Source organism: Solitalea lacus, from assembly GCF_022014595.1.
Lineage (GTDB): Bacteria > Bacteroidota > Bacteroidia > Sphingobacteriales > Sphingobacteriaceae > Solitalea > Solitalea lacus.
Genome location: NZ_CP091740.1, coordinates 1 through 20,993 on the forward strand (window position 1 = coordinate 1; position 20,993 = coordinate 20,993).

The window sequence follows — 20,993 nt, forward strand, 5'->3', positions numbered from 1 at the left end:
TCATAGGTGCCCGCTGCACCTGGAGTGGCGGTAATCGTTGCTGGGCTGCCTGCACAGACGGCCGGTGAGTTCACCGTTACCGTTGGCAATGGATCAACCGTAATCACAACTGTTGATGTTACAGCTGAACATGGGCCTGCACCATCTGGATCATTAGTTGTAAGAGTGAGTATAACCGTTCCACTTGCTATGCTTGGAGTGTAAGTTGACGTAAGTGAACTTGCATTGGAGAATGCTCCACTCGGTGCATTCCACGTAGCATTACTTGCCGATCCTCCGATGGTTCCCGCTAAAGTCACTGCACCTCCGGCGCAGATAGATTGTGCTGTGCCTGCATTTACAAATGCGGCAGGGTTAATAGTAAAATTAGTAGCAGTACGACACCCAGGGGCATTTGAACATTCAGCATAGAAGGTATATATTCCAGGGCTATTAGTGTTTCCACCAGGTAAAAATGCAGCAGGATTAAACGATGACCCCGTAAACAACAAAGCTCCCCCTGTGGCTTGACTGTACCACTGGAAAGCACCGGGAGAACTATAAGTAACAATAACACGCCCATTTGCACCGGTTCCTGAACTCGAACCATTATCACCTTTTCCTCCACCGCCACCACCAGGTGCAAATCCATTTTGACCATTTCCGCCATCAGCACCCCCATTTCCGCCATTACCTGTTCCTGTCCCTCCTATTCCTCCGGCAGTTCCGGGAGGGTTTGATTGTCCACTATTTCCAATTACAGTGGTAAATGCAGATCCTCCTCCGCCGCCGCCACCATTACCATCATTTCTTGTTCCTCCACTCCCACCAGCAAATCTTATCGTTCCGGTACTTGCACCAACTGTTCCGCCAACACCAGAACCACCAGAGGAGGATGGAGTCGCACCACCGGCCGCAACCACCAAAGTCGATCCAAAAGTTGAACTTGTTCCATTTACACCCGGCGTTCCTCCAATACCGACAACGACGTTAATGTTAGAACCTGGTGTAACTGTTAGTGTACTGCTCGAATAAGCCCCTCCACCTCCACCACCTCTGGAATTGTCACCACTATTGCCATTTCCACCGCCGCCACCTGCCCCCCAAGCTTGAACAGTTATACTTGTAACGCCAGCAGGTACTGTAAATACTTGACTAGAATTAAATTCAACTACTGTTTGAGGGGACCCGCATGGAGATGTTGCTGTCAAACTACCACTACCTCCCTGACAAATGGTAGCTCCGGCTGTTACTGGAAGGGGATTAACGGTGATCACAACGGTAGAACTTACTGCTGGACACGGCCCTGCACCGTCTGGATCATTTGTAGTTAAGGTCAGAGTTACTGTTCCACTTGTTATTGTTGGAGTATAAGTTGAAGTTAATGAGTTGGGATTGGAGAAGGTACCACTTGACGCACTCCAGGTTGCACCTGTTGCACCACCACCAATGACACCGGCTAAAGTAATTGTGCCTCCTGTACATACGGACTGTGGAGTTCCGGCATTTACAATTGCTGCCGGATTAACAATAATTGTTCTTGTTGCACTTACTGCCGGGCAAGGTCCTGAAGGATCAATGGTAGTTAAGGTTAAAGTAACTGTTCCTGTGTAATTAACAGCAGGTGTATAAGTTACGTTCTGGGGATTCGAAGTTTGCGATGTACTGCTAAGTGAGCCTCCGCCACTTGTAATCGACCATGCACCAGTTGATGCGCTGCCTCCAACACTCGCTCCTGATAATGTAATTGCAGTAGGAGAGCCAGATTGACAAACAGTAATAGGGCTTCCCGCACTTACAGTTGCAGCCTGGTTTATAGTAATTACCACTGTGGAAATTGCTGGCGGACATAATCCCGCGGGATCATTTGTCGTTAAAGTAAGAGTTACGTTTCCACTGGCAATTGATGGAGTATAGGTTGATGTTAGAGAGTTTGGATTGGAGAAAGTACCACTAGGTGCACTCCAGGTAGCACCCGTTGCAGCTCCACCAATAGTACCATTCAGGTTTATAGAACCGCCTGCACACAGGGTTTGTGATGTTCCAGCATTTACTGTTGCAATCGGATCCACTGTAACAACAACTGTAAATGGATTTCCTTGACATCCCGCTGCTACAGGTGTTACTGTGTAAGTTGCTGTTACCGGACTAGATGTGGTGTTGGTCAATGTCTGACTAATAGAAGATTGGCCTGTTGATTGGGCAGATCCTCCTGTAAATCCAGTACCTGTTGGAGCGGTCCATGTATATGTTGTTCCGGCAGGAACACCTGGTGGTGTTAATGTAAATGTTGAGCCGCTACAAATAGTGGTAATTTGACTAGCAATATTCGGCACTGGATTTACAGCAACAGAAGTACTTGCTGATATTGGGCATCCATAACCGTCTGTTACTGATAAAGTATAAGTACCATTGTGTAATGCTGCAGTGGCATTTGGGATAACTGGATTTTGTAAATTAGAAGAAAATCCATTAGGTCCAGTCCAAGAATATGTAAACGGGCTAGATCCTCCTGTTATATTTGCAAGCAAATTAAGAGGGCCTCCTTCACAGGCGACTCCAGAGGGAGCAGCCGCAAAAGTAACGGGTGAAAGTGTTCCAAAGGAAATATCATCCAAACCGAAGTCGTTTCCGCCGGCAGCATTCTGTAAATCTATTATTGAAATTACTACAGACGTGGCAGCTCCCGAGTTCCAGGTTCCATAAAATCTTCCCCATCCATTATTACTGCTATTGTTAACACCTGGCGGTAGTGGTAAAGTAGTTCCTATAGGAACGCCGTTAACAGCAAATTGTAGATTAGCATAATTTCCTGCGCTGTTTAGGCTCATTGCCCAAGCTGAAAAATAATATGTGGTATTGGGGGCAACTGTTATAGTCTGTTGCCAAATAATTGGCTGAGGTGTTCCTGGGAAACCATTCACGATCATGAAATTGCCATTGCCCGTGGTATGATCAAAACCCCAGAAATTGGAATGATAATTATTAGCATTTGAACCTACTCCATATAGGCCTTCAGGATTTAATTCAGTATTGCCAGCAACATCTGCCCGGTAAGAATATCCGGCCCCTACAGTAAACCCAGTATTACCTGCAGAAAAATTTCCATTGGTAACAAGCTCCTGCGCCACATTACTAAAAGCTGTCGCGGAGCAACCAGTTGAAGGAATGGTAGCTGTTACTGTATAATTCCCTGCCTGATCAACCAAGATAGATTGAGTAGTTGCACCTGTACTCCACAAATAGTTTACTGTTGATGGTGATGCATTGGCAGTTAATTGCACTTTTCCTCCACCAAAACAATAATTCGAACTAATAGATACAGTGGGTACGGGATTAACAGTAAGTGTTCTGGAACACGACGAACTCTGACAACCACTGGAATTCGTAATAATTAAACTGTATGTACCTGCTGTGCCGATGGTAATAGCTTGTGTTGAAGCAGTAAAACCACTTGGGCCAGTCCATAAATAAGATGTCATTCCTGCTGGAGCAGTCCATGTTGTTGGGCTACCCGAACAAATTGTAGTTGACCCTCCTGTTATAGAACATACAGGATTTGCGTTAACTGTAACAGCAAAACTTGAAGGAGTTGCGGCTGCACATCCATTTGAATTTGTATAATTAACCGTGACAGTTTTAGCCCCACTAGTTGTCCAACTTACAATAATGCTATTTGTATTTGTTCCTGCAGTAATTGTACCGCCCGAACTTACTGTCCAAGTATAGCCTGACATACCGGCTTCTGTTGTATACACTATACCTGTACTGCCCGCACATACAGCTGCAGAACCACTGATAATTGGTATTGGCCGAGGATTAACCGTAACTGCTGTTGCCACTGATGTGGCTGAACAGCCATTACCATTTGTTACGGTTACCGAATAGGAACCTGATGCATTGACTGTGATCGCCTGGGACGTTGCTCCGTTACTCCATATCCAGGATGAACCGGCTGAAGCCGTTAATGTCACAGAGCCTCCAGCACAGAATGTCGTCGGACCGCCTGCTGTTATTGTTGCCGTTGGCAATGGATTTACTGTAACTAGCCTTGCTGCTGATGTGGCTGAACAGCCATTACCACCTGTTACGGTTACCGAATAGGAACCTGAAGCATTGACTGTGATCGCTTGGGACGTTGCTCCGTTACTCCATAACCAGGATGAACCGGCTGAAGCGGTTAATATCACAGAGCCTCCGGCACAGAATGCCGTCGGACCGCCTGCTGTAATTGTTGCCGTTGGTAATGGATTTACCGTAATTGATGTTGGCGCTGAGGTGGCTGAACAGCCATTACCTCCGGTTACGGTTACCGAATAGGAACCTGATGCATTTACTGTGATTGCTTGGGACGTTGCTCCGTTACTCCATAACCAGGATGAACCGGCTGAAGCGGTTAATGTCACAGAACCTCCGGCACAGAATGTCGTCGGACCGCCCGCTGTGATTGTTGCCGCTGGCAATGGGTTTACAGTAATTACTATTGGCGCTGATGAGGCTGAACAGCCATTTCCGTCACTGACCGTTACTGTATAATTTCCTCCTATTGATACCGTGATGGACTGGGATGTTGCTCCGTTACTCCATATCCAGGATGAACCAGCCGAAGCTGTTAATGTTACGGAGCCTCCGGCACAGAATGTCGTCGGGCCGCCTGCTGTAATTGTTGCCGTTGGCAATGGGTTTACAGTAATTACTGTTGGTGCTGATGTGGCTGAACAACCATTCCCGTCGGTGACCGTTACTGTATAGTTGCCTCCCGTTGATGCCGTGATGGATTGGGAGGTCTGTCCGCTTGACCAAGCATAGGCAGAACCTGCACTGGCCGTCAGGATAACGCTACCGCCCTGACAAAAGGTAGTAGGACCGCCTGCTGTAATTGTTGCCGCCGGCAATAGATTTACCGTAACTCCTGTTGGTGCTGAGGTGGCAGAACAGCCGTTACCATCGCTTACGGTTACCGAATAGGAACCTGATGCATTTACTGTGATTGCTTGGGACGTTGCTCCGTTACTCCATAACCAGGATGAACCGGCTGAAGCGGTTAATATCACAGAACCTCCGGCACAGAATGTCGTCGGACCGCCCGCTGTAATTGTTGCCGTTGGCAATGGGTTTACAGTAATTGCTGTTGGCGCCGATGTGGCTGAACAACCGTTGCCGTCAGTGACCGTTACTGTATAATTGCCCCCCGTTGATACCGTGATGGATTGGGTGGTCTGTCCGCTTGACCAGGCATAGGCAGAACCAGCACTGGCCGTCAGGATAACGCTACCGCCCTGACAAAAGGTGGTAGGACCGCCTGCTGTAATTGTTGCCGATGGTAATGGATTTACAGTAATTACTGTTGGTGCCGATGTGGCTGAACAACCGTTGCCGTCAGTGACCGTTACCGTATAATTTCCTCCTGCTGATACCGTGATGGATTGGGTGGTCTGTCCGCTTGACCAGGCATAGACAGAACCGGCATTGGTCGTCAGGATAACGCTACCTCCCTGACAAAAGGTGGTAGGACCGCCCGCTGTAATTGTTGCCGTTGGTAATGGATTTACCGTAACTGCTGTCGGTACTGATGTAGCAGAACAGCCATTCCCGTCAGTGACCGTTACCGTATAATTTCCTCCTGTTGATACCGTGATGGACTGGGACGTTGCTCCGTTACTCCATAACCATGAGGAACCGGCTGAAGCGGTTAATGTCACGGAGCCTCCGTCACAGAATGTCGTCGAGCCACTTGCAGTAATTGTTGCGGCAGGCAATGAATTTATTGTAACTACTGTGGGCGCTGATGTTGCTGAACAACCATTCCCATCAGTGACCGTTACTGTATAATTGCCACCCGTTGATACCGTGATGGATTGGGACGTTGCTCCGCTACTCCATAACCAGGATGAACCGGCCGAAGCGGTTAATGTCACAGAGCCTCCGTCACAGAATGTCGTCGGACCGCCAGTTGTAATTGTTGCCGTTGGCAATGGATTTACCGTAACTGTTGTTGGTGCTGATGTAGCTGAACAGCCGTTGCCGTCAGTGACCGTTACTGTATAATTGCCTCCTATTGATACCGTGATGGACTGGGACGTTGCTCCGTTACTCCATAACCAGAATGAACTGGCTGAAGCAGTTAATGTCACTGAGCCTCCGTCACAGAATGTCGTCGGACCGCCTGCTGTAATTGTTGCAGCAGGCAATGGATATATTGTAACTACTGTGGGCGGTGATGTTGCTGAACAACCATTCCCATCGGTGACCGTTACTGTATAATTTCCTCCTGTTGATACCGAGATGGATTGGGTCGTTGCTCCGTTACTCCATAACCATGAGGAACCGGCTGAAGCGGTTAATGCCACAGAGCTTCCTTCACAGAATGTCGTCGAGCCACTTGCAGTAATTGTTGCGGCAGGCAATGGATTTATTGTAACTACTGTGGCCGCTGATGTTGCTGAACACCCATTCCCTTCAGTGACCGTTACTGTGTAATTTCCTCCTGTTGATACCGTGATGGACTGGGTCGTTGCTCCGTTACTCCATAACCAGGATGAACCAGCCGATGCTGTTAATGTCACAGAACCTCCATCACAGAATGTCGTCGGACCGCCTGGGGTTATTGTTGCTGCTGGTAATGGATTTACGGTAACTGCTGTTGGCACTGATGTGGCTGAACAGCCATTCCCGTCAGTGACAGTTACTGTATAATTTCCTCCTGTTAATACCGTGATGGATTGGGTCGTGGCTCCGTTACTCCATATCCAGGATGAACCAGCCGAAGCCGTTAATGTTACGGAGCCTCCATCACAGAATGTCGTCGGACCGCCTGCTGTTATTGTTGCCGCTGGCAATGGATTTACTGTAACTACTGTGGGCACTGATGTGGCTGAACAGCCATTCCCGTCAGTGACCGTTACTGCATAATTGCCTCCAGTTGATACCGTAATGGATTGGGTCGTGGCTCCATTACTCCATAACCAGGATGAACCGGCCGTAGCGGTTAATATCACAGAGCCTCCTTCACAGAATGTCGTCGGACCGCCTGCTATTATTGTTGCCGTTGGTAATGGATTTACAACTTGATTGTATTCTAAAGAAGTACTGGGGTCGAATGTTCCTACCTCTCCAGAATAGGTTGCTTTAATTATATGAGTACCAACTGAAAGTGTATTAATCGTTAATGTCGCTGTGCCTCCTGAAACGGGGGCAGTTCCAAGTGAAGTTGCACCATCAAAAAATTCAACGGTCCCTGTTACAGAATTTGGAGTAACCGTTGCCCTAAATGTTACATTTGAGCCATTACATGACGGATTAACATCGGACAATAGATCTGTGGTAGTGATAGTTTGAGCATTGGCAGAAATGCCTAATAGAACAAACCCTAAGATCAAAAATCCAGTAAAAATCGAGAGTAATAATGTAAAGGAGTTACTCCTTCTTACAGGAAAAAAATCCGTGTTTTTTTTTATTACCAAGAAATACATTTTTTAAGAATAGAGAGCGTGAGAAGATGTGTGGAAGACCTGATTATGAAAATCATGCTGTTCAAAGCTAATCTGAACAGTTTCTGATGATAAAATAATTACAGCTATTTTGGGGGACCTTTTTCCTACCAGTTGATTGAAAAAAATATCTATAGTATAGACATTTTATAAAAAAAGAGGAGAGCGTAAACTTAATATTCATAAATATTAATTTAGAATAGAGAGTGAATACAACGAATTAGGATAATCTGTTTTGAGGATAATTATTACTAAATTCTTTTAAATGTTTATCAAAAATAGTTCCGTCAAGGACTTTTAATATCTGACCATCAGTGCATTAACAAATACTTGATTAAAATTCTTAAAAAGAATTAAAACAAAATTTAAGTGATAATTAAATAGAAAATAGTTTTGTAATGAATTAAGGGAAAAGTAGGAAAAGAGGGCAATTAAAACCTGAAGTTTACTAAAACATACATCTATTCAAGAAAAGTAAACATTCTAACTCAAAATTGATATTAAATAAAAAAATATAACCTATAATACGTTATATATTGAATCGTCAAAAAAAAAGCGGCTCCATTTCTAAAGCCGCTTTTATAATTAATATTTATCGCATTATCTCAACAAAACCTGAATAACTAGTCCATTTACCTGAATTACCTTTTATTTTGAGCACATAGTAATAGGTTGCAGAAGGAAGGTCTAATCCATTCCAGGTACAATCATAATTCCTGCTCTTGTAAACTTCGTTACCCCAGCGATTGTAAATATAAATCTCGTTCTCTACCCCTGCTAGTCCATCAATTACAAATGTTTCATTAACACCGTCTCCATTTGGAGTGAATACATTCGGAATGAAAACTCCTAATATTAAACGACTATCGGTTGAAGTATTATTGGACATATCTGGATCAAACTGGTTACCTCTAACGGTTGCAGTATTTACAATCCTTCCTCCTTTTGTTGACTTAACCTTTAAAGTAAGTGTTTGATGAGAATTTACACTTAAGCCGCCAAGGTTCCAGGTTATTGTTCGGTTAGACAGATTAAAGAAGTAAGTACCCGCACTTGCAGAAGCATCTACATATTTTAATTCGGAAGGCAAAACATCCGTTGCAACCACACCGGTAGCATTATTTGCTCCATTATTCTCTACAACAATCTGATATTCGAATACTTCGTCTGGTTTAATATCTTTTCCTTGAGAAATTTTCGAAATGGAAAGATCAGCGGTTACACGATTAACCATAATTGTAACCGTAGCAATATTACTATTATTTCCGCCATCGCTTACTCGATAAGTGAAGCTATCCGAACCAAAAAAGTTAGCATTAGGAATATACGTAAACGAACCGTCAGCATTCAATGTTAAAGAGCCATTTGAAGTACTTGTGACCAAATGTGCAGTCAATGGATTTTTCTCAGGATCAGAATCATTCTTTATTATGCCAGATGCGGGTTCAATAATTGAAACATTTTCTGTTGTAGAATAACTGTCATTAACTGCAACAGGCACACTATTTACTTGAATTGGATTTACTGTAAAGCTCACATTTGCAGTAGCACTTGCACCGCAAGGATCGGTAACTTTATAGGTGAATACATCAACTCCAGCAAATCCAGCAGCAGGTGTATAAATAAACGTACCATTGGCTTGCAATACAAGTGTTCCTCTATTAGCGTTTGGCTGAACAGAATAGGTTAACAATTCCCCATCAGGATCTGAGTCATTCGTTGCCACTGTATTATTAATTGCAGTCCCTGCAGTTGTACTAAAGATCTCTCCAGCTGCTACCGGAGCACGGTTGCTCCTACTAATGGTAATACTACGTGATACCGAGCCACAAGCATCCGTTACTGTAACTTGATAAACACCTGCATTCATGGCATTTAAATTAGGGGCTGCAATTGAAGAGCCATCTTTTGTCCAAGTTATTACCGGATTAACTCCTCCTGAAGTTGTGAAAGTAGCCGCTCCATTAGTACCTGATGAACAAGAAGCATCACGAGATTTGGTGAGAGTAGCGATTAACGCTGCTGGTTGACCAACCAACACACTTCCAGTTACTGCCGTACAATTGTTTTTATCAGTTACTCTATAGTTATAAGTACCAGCCACAAGACCACTAAGATTGGCCGTGTTGGCCGTAAAGCCCGATGGGCCAGTCCAACTATAAACATACGGAGCTGTTCCGCCGCTTACCGAGCCCAGGGTGATCGTTCCATTATTTCCACCATTACAGCTTACATCGATGTGGCTGCTGTTGGCTACTGCTATAGCAGAAGGCTCTGTAATAGTTTGCGAGCAAAAAAGCGTAGTGCAATTATCAGCGACCATTAATGAATACGTTCCGGCAGGTAAGTTATTCACCGACGAAGTGGTTCCAACAATTACATTACTACTGTTCTTCCATGTATAATTTACAGTTCCAACTGAATTGGATACTGCCCCCGCTGATACCGATCCGGTTAGTGAACCAAAACAAGTTGTATTGGCATGAGAACAAGCAGCCATAGTCATAATAGAATTAACCGTATAGCTTGCTGTACCACTATAATTACAAGGATCTACTGCAGCACTGGCTGGATACCAATTATCACTTAACGAAGAGATACCATAAGTATAGATACCTGGTATTGAAATGTTTAAAGGAATGATAATCATAGCATTCTTTCCTGTACGGTTCATTGTAACCCCGTAAGGCAGAGAACTGGCCGTGTTAATAGTTGTACCAACACCGTTTTGTGTATATGTAAATCTCCATTCAGGAGAACTAACCGTAGAAAGGTCATCGCTGGTAAGGCTAACCGTTAAATTAACCGTTTGAGCCGAACAAGCAGTTGCTTGAGAGAGTGTAACTTTAGCAGTAGGGGGCATTTTAATATCTACCGTACATTGGCCGAAAGAATAATTAGCACAAAACAATAGTAGTACAGCAACAAAAATATTGCTGTACCAAATTGTTCTGTTATTAGCTGTATATATATTACTCTTCATACTATGCTTGATAAATCATTATACATGCACCAAAAGCAACATTAGTTAGGGAGTTAACCCATTACAAGTACCAGGACAAGCGTAAGTAGCATCTACTACTTCTACTGTGTATGATCCCCTAATCAACTTATCAAATGTATAGGAGCCATTTCCTGTATCAGTCTTGATAATTGTACCTCTTAATTTCAAAATAAATTTAAAACTACCAGATCCTCCACTTGCTGCTACCGTAATTGAACCCGTTGGTGTTGTTTCATCCTTACAAACCACATTAGTGAATTTGTAAGTGTAAGTGATTGGAGGAAGAACCGTTACATCCAGTTTCGCTCTTGGACCTTCACAGGTACCAGTGGTCGCGCTCACCCAATATGATGTGGTTCCTGCTGTTGCCGTACTTGGGGTTGGTGCCGTTGCAGTTCCCGTTCCGCCTGTCGCACTGGTGTACCATAACAAGTTGCTGCCGGTTGCCGTCAATGCTGTGGCCGCATCGCCTTGACAATACGTTATCGCTGCCACGGTCGGTGCCACTGGAGTTGGATTTACCGTTACATCCAGTTTCGCTCTTGGACCTTCACAGGTACCAGTGGTCGCGCTCACCCAATATGATGTGGTTCCTGCTGTTGCCGTACTTGGGGTTGGTGCCGTTGCAGTTCCCGTTCCGCCTGTCGCACTGGTGTACCATAACAAGTTGCTGCCGGTTGCCGTCAATGCTGTGGCCGCATCGCCTTGACAATACGTTATCGCTGCCACGGTCGGTGCCACTGGAGTTGGATTTACCGTTACATCCAGTTTCGCTCTTGGACCTTCACAGGTACCAGTGGTCGCGCTCACCCAATATGATGTGGTTCCTGCTGTTGCCGTACTTGGGGTTGGTGCCGTTGCAGTTCCCGTTCCGCCTGTCGCACTGGTGTACCATAACAAGTTGCTGCCGGTTGCCGTCAATGCTGTGGCCGCATCGCCTTGACAATACGTTATCGCTGCCACGGTCGGTGCCACTGGAGTTGGATTTACCGTTACATCCAGTTTCGCTCTTGGACCTTCACAGGTACCAGTGGTCGCGCTCACCCAATATGATGTGGTTCCTGCTGTTGCCGTACTTGGGGTTGGTGCCGTTGCAGTTCCCGTTCCGCCTGTCGCACTGGTGTACCATAACAAGTTGCTGCCGGTTGCCGTCAATGCTGTGGCCGCATCGCCTTGACAATACGTTATCGCTGCCACGGTCGGTGCCACTGGAGTTGGATTTACCGTTACATCCAGTTTCGCTCTTGGACCTTCACAGGTACCAGTGGTCGCGCTCACCCAATATGATGTGGTTCCTGCTGTTGCCGTACTTGGGGTTGGTGCCGTTGCAGTTCCCGTTCCGCCTGTCGCACTGGTGTACCATAACAAGTTGCTGCCGGTTGCCGTCAATGCTGTGGCCGCATCGCCTTGACAATACGTTATCGCCGCCACGGTCGGTGCCACTGGAGTTGGATTTACCGTTACATCCAGTTTCGCTCTTGGACCTTCACAGGTACCAGTGGTCGCGCTCACCCAATATGATGTGGTTCCTGCTGTTGCCGTACTTGGGGTTGGTGCCGTTGCAGTTCCCGTTCCGCCTGTTGCACTGGTGTACCATAACAAGTTGCTGCCGGTTGCCGTCAATGCTGTGGCCGCATCGCCTTGACAATACGTTATCGCTGCCACGGTCGGTGCCACTGGAGTTGGATTTACCGTTACATCCAGTTTCGCTCTTGGACCTTCACAGGTACCAGTGGTCGCGCTCACCCAATATGATGTGGTTCCTGCTGTTGCCGTACTTGGGGTTGGTGCCGTTGCAGTTCCCGTTCCGCCCGTTGCACTGGTGTACCATAACAAGTTGCTGCCGGTTGCCGTCAATGCTGTGGCCGCATCGCCTTGACAATACGTTATCGCTGCCACGGTCGGTGCCACTGGAGTTGGATTTACCGTTACATCCAGTTTCGCTCTTGGACCTTCACAGGTACCAGTGGTCGCGCTCACCCAATATGATGTGGTTCCTGCTGTTGCCGTACTTGGGGTTGGTGCCGTTGCAGTTCCCGTTCCGCCTGTCGCACTGGTGTACCATAACAAGTTGCTGCCGGTTGCCGTCAATGCTGTGGCCGCATCGCCTTGACAATACGTTATCGCTGCCACGGTCGGTGCCACTGGAGTTGGATTTACCGTTACATCCAGTTTCGCTCTTGGACCTTCACAGGTACCAGTGGTCGCGCTCACCCAATATGATGTGGTTCCTGCTGTTGCCGTACTTGGGGTTGGTGCCGTTGCAGTTCCCGTTCCGCCTGTCGCACTGGTGTACCATAACAAGTTGCTGCCGGTTGCCGTCAATGCTGTGGCCGCATCGCCTTGACAATACGTTATCGCTGCCACGGTCGGTGCCACTGGAGTTGGATTTACCGTTACATCCAGTTTCGCTCTTGGACCTTCACAGGTACCAGTGGTCGCGCTCACCCAATATGATGTGGTTCCTGCTGTTGCCGTACTTGGGGTTGGTGCCGTTGCAGTTCCCGTTCCGCCCGTTGCACTGGTGTACCATAACAAGTTGCTGCCGGTTGCCGTCAATGCTGTGGCCGCATCGCCTTGACAATACGTTATCGCTGCCACGGTCGGTGCCACTGGAGTTGGATTTACCGTTACATCCAGTTTCGCTCTTGGACCTTCACAGGTACCAGTGGTCGCGCTCACCCAATATGATGTGGTTCCTGCTGTTGCCGTACTTGGGGTTGGTGCCGTTGCAGTTCCCGTTCCGCCTGTTGCACTGGTGTACCATAACAAGTTGCTGCCGGTTGCCGTCAATGCTGTGGCCGCATCGCCTTGACAATACGTTATCGCTGCCACGGTCGGTGCCACTGGAGTTGGATTTACCGTTACATCCAGTTTCGCTCTTGGACCTTCACAGGTACCAGTGGTCGCGCTCACCCAATATGATGTGGTTCCTGCTGTTGCCGTACTTGGGGTTGGTGCCGTTGCAGTTCCCGTTCCGCCTGTCGCACTGGTGTACCATAACAAGTTGCTGCCGGTTGCCGTCAATGCTGTGGCCGCATCGCCTTGACAATACGTTATCGCTGCCACGGTCGGTGCCACTGGAGTTGGATTTACCGTTACATCCAGTTTCGCTCTTGGACCTTCACAGGTACCAGTGGTCGCGCTCACCCAATATGATGTGGTTCCTGCTGTTGCCGTACTTGGGGTTGGTGCCGTTGCAGTTCCCGTTCCGCCTGTCGCACTGGTGTACCATAACAAGTTGCTGCCGGTTGCCGTCAATGCTGTGGCCGCATCGCCTTGACAATACGTTATCGCTGCCACGGTCGGTGCCACTGGAGTTGGATTTACCGTTACATCCAGTTTCGCTCTTGGACCTTCACAGGTACCAGTGGTCGCGCTCACCCAATATGATGTGGTTCCTGCTGTTGCCGTACTTGGGGTTGGTGCCGTTGCAGTTCCCGTTCCGCCTGTCGCACTGGTGTACCATAACAAGTTGCTGCCGGTTGCCGTCAATGCTGTGGCCGCATCGCCTTGACAATACGTTATCGCTGCCACGGTCGGTGCCACTGGAGTTGGATTTACCGTTACATCCAGTTTCGCTCTTGGACCTTCACAGGTACCAGTGGTCGCGCTCACCCAATATGATGTGGTTCCTGCTGTTGCCGTACTTGGGGTTGGTGCCGTTGCAGTTCCCGTTCCGCCTGTCGCACTGGTGTACCATAACAAGTTGCTGCCGGTTGCCGTCAATGCTGTGGCCGCATCGCCTTGACAATACGTTATCGCTGCCACGGTCGGTGCCACTGGAGTTGGATTTACCGTTACATCCAGTTTCGCTCTTGGACCTTCACAGGTACCAGTGGTCGCGCTCACCCAATATGATGTGGTTCCTGCTGTTGCCGTACTTGGGGTTGGTGCCGTTGCAGTTCCCGTTCCGCCTGTCGCACTGGTGTACCATAACAAGTTGCTGCCGGTTGCCGTCAATGCTGTGGCCGCATCGCCTTGACAATACGTTATCGCTGCCACGGTCGGTGCCACTGGAGTTGGATTTACCGTTACATCCAGTTTCGCTCTTGGACCTTCACAGGTACCAGTGGTCGCGCTCACCCAATATGATGTGGTTCCTGCTGTTGCCGTACTTGGGGTTGGTGCCGTTGCAGTTCCCGTTCCGCCTGTCGCACTGGTGTACCATAACAAGTTGCTGCCGGTTGCCGTCAATGCTGTGGCCGCATCGCCTTGACAATACGTTATCGCTGCCACGGTCGGTGCCACTGGAGTTGGATTTACCGTTACATCCAGTTTCGCTCTTGGACCTTCACAGGTACCAGTGGTCGCGCTCACCCAATATGATGTGGTTCCTGCTGTTGCCGTACTTGGGGTTGGTGCCGTTGCAGTTCCCGTTCCGCCTGTCGCACTGGTGTACCATAACAAGTTGCTGCCGGTTGCCGTCAATGCTGTGGCCGCATCGCCTTGACAATACGTTATCGCCGCCACGGTCGGTGCCACTGGAGTTGGATTTACCGTTACATCCAGTTTCGCTCTTGGACCTTCACAGGTACCAGTGGTCGCGCTCACCCAATATGATGTGGTTCCTGCTGTTGCCGTACTTGGGGTTGGTGCCGTTGCAGTTCCCGTTCCGCCCGTTGCACTGGTGTACCATAACAAGTTGCTGCCGGTTGCCGTCAATGCTGTGGCCGCATCGCCTTGACAATACGTTATCGCCGCCACGGTCGGTGCCACTGGAGTTGGATTTACCGTTACATCCAGTTTCGCTCTTGGACCTTCACAGGTACCAGTGGTCGCGCTCACCCAATATGATGTGGTTCCTGCTGTTGCCGTACTTGGGGTTGGTGCCGTTGCAGTTCCCGTTCCGCCCGTTGCACTGGTGTACCATAACAAGTTGCTGCCGGTTGCCGTCAATGCTGTGGCCGCATCGCCTTGACAATACGTTATCGCTGCCACGGTCGGTGCCACTGGAGTTGGATTTACCGTTACATCCAGTTTCGCTCTTGGACCTTCACAGGTACCAGTGGTCGCGCTCACCCAATATGATGTGGTTCCTGCTGTTGCCGTACTTGGGGTTGGTGCCGTTGCAGTTCCCGTTCCGCCTGTCGCACTGGTGTACCATAACAAGTTGCTGCCGGTTGCCGTCAATGCTGTGGCCGCATCGCCTTGACAATACGTTATCGCTGCCACGGTCGGTGCCACTGGAGTTGGATTTACCGTTACATCCAGTTTCGCTCTTGGACCTTCACAGGTACCAGTGGTCGCGCTCACCCAATATGATGTGGTTCCTGCTGTTGCCGTACTTGGGGTTGGTGCCGTTGCAGTTCCCGTTCCGCCTGTTGCACTGGTGTACCATAACAAGTTGCTGCCGGTTGCCGTCAATGCTGTGGCCGCATCGCCTTGACAATACGTTATCGCTGCCACGGTCGGTGCCACTGGAGTTGGATTTACCGTTACATCCAGTTTCGCTCTTGGACCTTCACAGGTACCAGTGGTCGCGCTCACCCAATATGATGTGGTTCCTGCTGTTGCCGTACTTGGGGTTGGTGCCGTTGCAGTTCCCGTTCCGCCCGTTGCACTGGTGTACCATAACAAGTTGCTGCCGGTTGCCGTCAATGCTGTGGCCGCATCGCCTTGACAATACGTTATCGCTGCCACGGTCGGTGCCACTGGAGTTGGATTTACCGTTACATCCAGTTTCGCTCTTGGACCTTCACAGGTACCAGTGGTCGCGCTCACCCAATATGATGTGGTTCCTGCTGTTGCCGTACTTGGGGTTGGTGCCGTTGCAGTTCCCGTTCCGCCTGTCGCACTGGTGTACCATAACAAGTTGCTGCCGGTTGCCGTCAATGCTGTGGCCGCATCGCCTTGACAATACGTTATCGCTGCCACGGTCGGTGCCACTGGAGTTGGATTTACCGTTACATCCAGTTTCGCTCTTGGACCTTCACAGGTACCAGTGGTCGCGCTCACCCAATATGATGTGGTTCCTGCTGTTGCCGTACTTGGGGTTGGTGCCGTTGCAGTTCCCGTTCCGCCTGTCGCACTGGTGTACCATAACAAGTTGCTGCCGGTTGCCGTCAATGCTGTGGCCGCATCGCCTTGACAATACGTTATCGCTGCCACGGTCGGTGCCACTGGAGTTGGATTTACCGTTACATCCAGTTTCGCTCTTGGACCTTCACAGGTACCAGTGGTCGCGCTCACCCAATATGATGTGGTTCCTGCTGTTGCCGTACTTGGGGTTGGTGCCGTTGCAGTTCCCGTTCCGCCCGTTGCACTGGTGTACCATAACAAGTTGCTGCCGGTTGCCGTCAATGCTGTGGCCGCATCGCCTTGACAATACGTTATCGCTGCCACGGTCGGTGCCACTGGAGTTGGATTTACCGTTACATCCAGTTTCGCTCTTGGACCTTCACAGGTACCAGTGGTCGCGCTCACCCAATATGATGTGGTTCCTGCTGTTGCCGTACTTGGGGTTGGTGCCGTTGCAGTTCCCGTTCCGCCTGTTGCACTGGTGTACCATAACAAGTTGCTGCCGGTTGCCGTCAATGCTGTGGCCGCATCGCCTTGACAATACGTTATCGCTGCCACGGTCGGTGCCACTGGAGTTGGATTTACCGTTACATCCAGTTTCGCTCTTGGACCTTCACAGGTACCAGTGGTCGCGCTCACCCAATATGATGTGGTTCCTGCTGTTGCCGTACTTGGGGTTGGTGCCGTTGCAGTTCCCGTTCCGCCTGTCGCACTGGTGTACCATAACAAGTTGCTGCCGGTTGCCGTCAATGCTGTGGCCGCATCGCCTTGACAATACGTTATCGCTGCCACGGTCGGTGCCACTGGAGTTGGATTTACCGTTACATCCAGTTTCGCTCTTGGACCTTCACAGGTACCAGTGGTCGCGCTCACCCAATATGATGTGGTTCCTGCTGTTGCCGTACTTGGGGTTGGTGCCGTTGCAGTTCCCGTTCCGCCTGTCGCACTGGTGTACCATAACAAGTTGCTGCCGGTTGCCGTCAATGCTGTGGCCGCATCGCCTTGACAATACGTTATCGCTGCCACGGTCGGTGCCACTGGAGTTGGATTTACCGTTACATCCAGTTTCGCTCTTGGACCTTCACAGGTACCAGTGGTCGCGCTCACCCAATATGATGTGGTTCCTGCTGTTGCCGTACTTGGGGTTGGTGCCGTTGCAGTTCCCGTTCCGCCTGTCGCACTGGTGTACCATAACAAGTTGCTGCCGGTTGCCGTCAATGCTGTGGCCGCATCGCCTTGACAATACGTTATCGCTGCCACGGTCGGTGCCACTGGAGTTGGATTTACCGTTATTGAAGCCGTTCCAGCATAATTACACCCATCAACAGGTGTATCATACCAAGTATCACTTAAAAAAGTAAAAGTATAGTTATAAGTATTTGCTATTGTTAGTGTTATAGGAATCGTTACCGTTGCATTCTTTCCTGACCGGTTGATTGTGGTACCTGCACCGCTTGAAGGTAGGCCCACGGTTTTGACTGTTACTGGTGTTGTACCATCTGAATAGATAAAAGTCCATTCAGGTGTCAATGTCGACTCATCATCACTCGTCAGGTTAACCACTAAGTTAAATGGTTGACCAGAACAAATTGACGCCGGTAAAGGAATGAACTTTGCCGTTGGTGGCTCCTTGATGGTGATTGGACAAACCTGCCCGAAGGAATAATTTGCTAAAAACAACAAAAGTGCCGTAATTATTAAACTACTGCTCCGTTTTGCTTTTTTGATGATTTGGTAAATAATTCCCATATTATAGCTATAATACTTTTTACTTTTTAAACTCATTATATTACTGACAAACTGTTGAACAGCCTGTGTTTATATCCCTAATTGTTATTGTATAAACTCCCTTACCAACTCCTGTAAATTGATAATTACTGACGCTAGCTCCTGGACTAACATTTTGCACTATTGTGGCACCTGATTTTAGTATAAACTCATACTCCCCAGAACCGCCACTTGTTACTGTTGCCGTAATAGTACCTGCAGAACCACCTTTGCACTTCACATTGGTAAACGCCGTAGTAAAAACTATAGGAGCATAAATCGAAACAGCAATCGGATAGGATATACTAACACATCCTGTAACACTATTGCGTACTGTTAATTGCCCATTATATGTACCTGCAGCAGCCGTAGCAGCAACAGCAATACTGATAGAGCTTACTGGCAACGTTTGATTATTTATGTCTGCAAAGCCTGCGGCATTAGCAGCTGCATCGAAATCAATGCTGTATTGATCCGACAAACCTGTTGTTGCCGAATAAGTGAGATTTGCACTTGTTACTCCCAGACAAATTGAGGGGTTTGTTCCTAAAGTAACTGTCGGAGTAGGGTTCACTGTAATCGTTCCAGTGGCATTAACCGAACCGCAGCCGCCCGTTAGCGGGATGGTATAACTGAACGGTCCCGAGGCTGACGGCGTTCCGCTGATCGTAATGGTGTTGGCTGCCCAGCTGGCCGTTACACCAGATGGCAAGCCCGTGGCCGCACCGATTCCCGTAGCTCCGGTGGTGGTGTGGGTGATATTGGTCATGGCCGTACTGATGCACACTGTTGGGCTCGAAGAGGCTGCACTCACTGTATTGGCCGGGGTCACCGTGATGGTGCCCGTCGCACTGGCCGAACCACAACCACCCGTTAGCGGGATGGTATAACTGAACGGTCCCGAGACTGTCGGCGTTCCGCTGATCGTAATGGTGTTGGCTGCCCAGCTGGCCGTTACGCCAGATGGCAAGCCCGTGGCCGCACCGATTCCCGTAGCTCCGGTGGTGGTGTGGGTGATATTGGTCATGGCCGTACTGATGCACACTGTTGGGCTCGAAGAGGCTGCGCTAACTGTATTGGCCGGGGTTACCGTGATGGTGCCCGTCGCACTGGCCGAACCGCAGCCGCCCGTTAGCGGGATGGTATAACTGAACGGTCCCGAGGCTGTCGGCGTTCCGCTGATCGTAATGGTGTTGGCTGCCCAGCTGGCCGTTACACCAGATGGCAAGCCCGTGGCCGCACCGATTCCCGTAGCTCCGGTGGTGGTGTGCGTGATATTGGTCATGGCCGTACTGATGCACACTGTTGGGCTCGATGACGCAGGGCCAGCAGTGTTGATTGGAGTCACAATGATCGTCCTTGTTGCACTTACTGCAGAACATGCTCCGGGCGCGTTTGTAGTTAAAGTTAAGGTAACCGTGCCGCTAAAATTTGCAGCCGGTGTATAGGTTTCCGTAGCCGGAGTACCTGTTTGAGCAGAACTACTCAGGGTTCCTCCTCCTGAAGTGATAGACCAAGCCCCTGTAGTTGCCCCACCTCCGATACTTGCACCGCTTAGCGTGATGGCAGAAGGAGTAGCTGATTGACAGACTGTGTTTGGTCCTCCTGCGTTCACTGTTGGTTTAGCAGTGACTGTAAAAGTCAAAGTCTGCGTATTCTCATATGCGTTAGAACCAGTCCCTACGCTAGCTTTCAATATCGCAGAATAGGTACCTGCAATTGCTGGTGATATTGAAGGAGGATTTTGCTGATTTGAAGTAGTAACAACATTATTGGGATTTGTAATTGTCCAACTATATGTAGGAGTAGCTTCTACATAGCCTGAATAATTACCTAATAATTCTATTATTCCACCTTCACAAACTGGATTTTTTAAGGTAGGTTCGGCTTTTATCGTACCTCCTTGAGTCATTAATTCTGCAAAAGTATAATCTGAATTACCTCCTGCACAAACTGCATAACTCGTTCCTCCGATATAAATATCCTCGTTATTGTTACAGTCACCAGTCAAGCCACCAGTTGAAACTCTAATCACTGCGTTATTTGGAAGACTTAATTTAACTTTATCCGTAAACTTTATGGTAGCATAAGGAGAGAGAGAAGGCGTTACAATTAAATTTTGTGTATTTATACCAATATTAACCTGAGAACTTGAGGTTCCTATTAATTCCAAAGTACCCTTAACCGTGACCGTACCCATTGGCTGAGTAGAAATTGTTGTTGAAATTGTCACCGTGGATCCTGCAACTATTTCAACAGCATAACTTCCTGATGATGCACCCGGGTAGGTACTAGCAGCTACCCATGAAGTTCCATTGTAAGTTTCCCATGAGGATGAAACATTCCACGCTCCCCCCGAAGCCGTTGATCTAAAATCGCCAGCATTTTGCGCGTAAGAATTGATGCTTAAACTAAAGAAAATAAGTATTAATAACACCCGGAGTAGGTGCCTTATTGTGATTATATGTATGAAGTTAAATGTTAGAGTAAAAGTCCTAATCATTGATGATCATAAAATGTTCACCATGTAATACAATACATGCATGTGTTGATTCATTCGGAGAGCAGAACCTTTAGGCTGTTGAAAAATTTTTGTTACGATTTAAATATAAAACAATTCAAATCAAAAAAAATGATGCATAAGTTTCTGAAAAGCATCATTTCTGGTCAATAATTAACTAAACTTACACTATATGGGTATAAAATTCCACGAATATTTTATAACTCCGCCG

The 20,993-nt window shown here is 48.2% G+C and carries 3 protein-coding genes and 1 pseudogene; all 4 read right to left on the minus strand.

All coding sequences use genetic code 11. The features are described from left to right. Window positions 1-410: 410 nt before the first annotated feature. Window positions 411-7,451: pseudogene (locus L2B55_RS00005) on the minus strand (Ig-like domain repeat protein); the annotation flags it as partial. Between the two features lie 610 nt (window positions 7,452-8,061). Further along, window positions 8,062-10,452, minus strand: a complete 2,391-nt coding sequence (locus tag L2B55_RS00010; RefSeq protein ID WP_237848021.1) for an Ig-like domain-containing protein — start codon at window positions 10,450-10,452, stop codon at window positions 8,062-8,064. A gap of 45 nt (window positions 10,453-10,497) precedes the next feature. Continuing rightward, complete coding sequence (locus tag L2B55_RS00015) at window positions 10,498-18,243, minus strand: Ig-like domain-containing protein (protein WP_237848023.1); 7,746 nt, start codon at window positions 18,241-18,243, stop codon at window positions 10,498-10,500. A gap of 40 nt (window positions 18,244-18,283) precedes the next feature. Continuing rightward, window positions 18,284-20,698, minus strand: a complete 2,415-nt coding sequence (locus tag L2B55_RS00020) for a beta strand repeat-containing protein (protein WP_237848025.1) — start codon at window positions 20,696-20,698, stop codon at window positions 18,284-18,286. Window positions 20,699-20,993 lie beyond the last annotated feature (295 nt).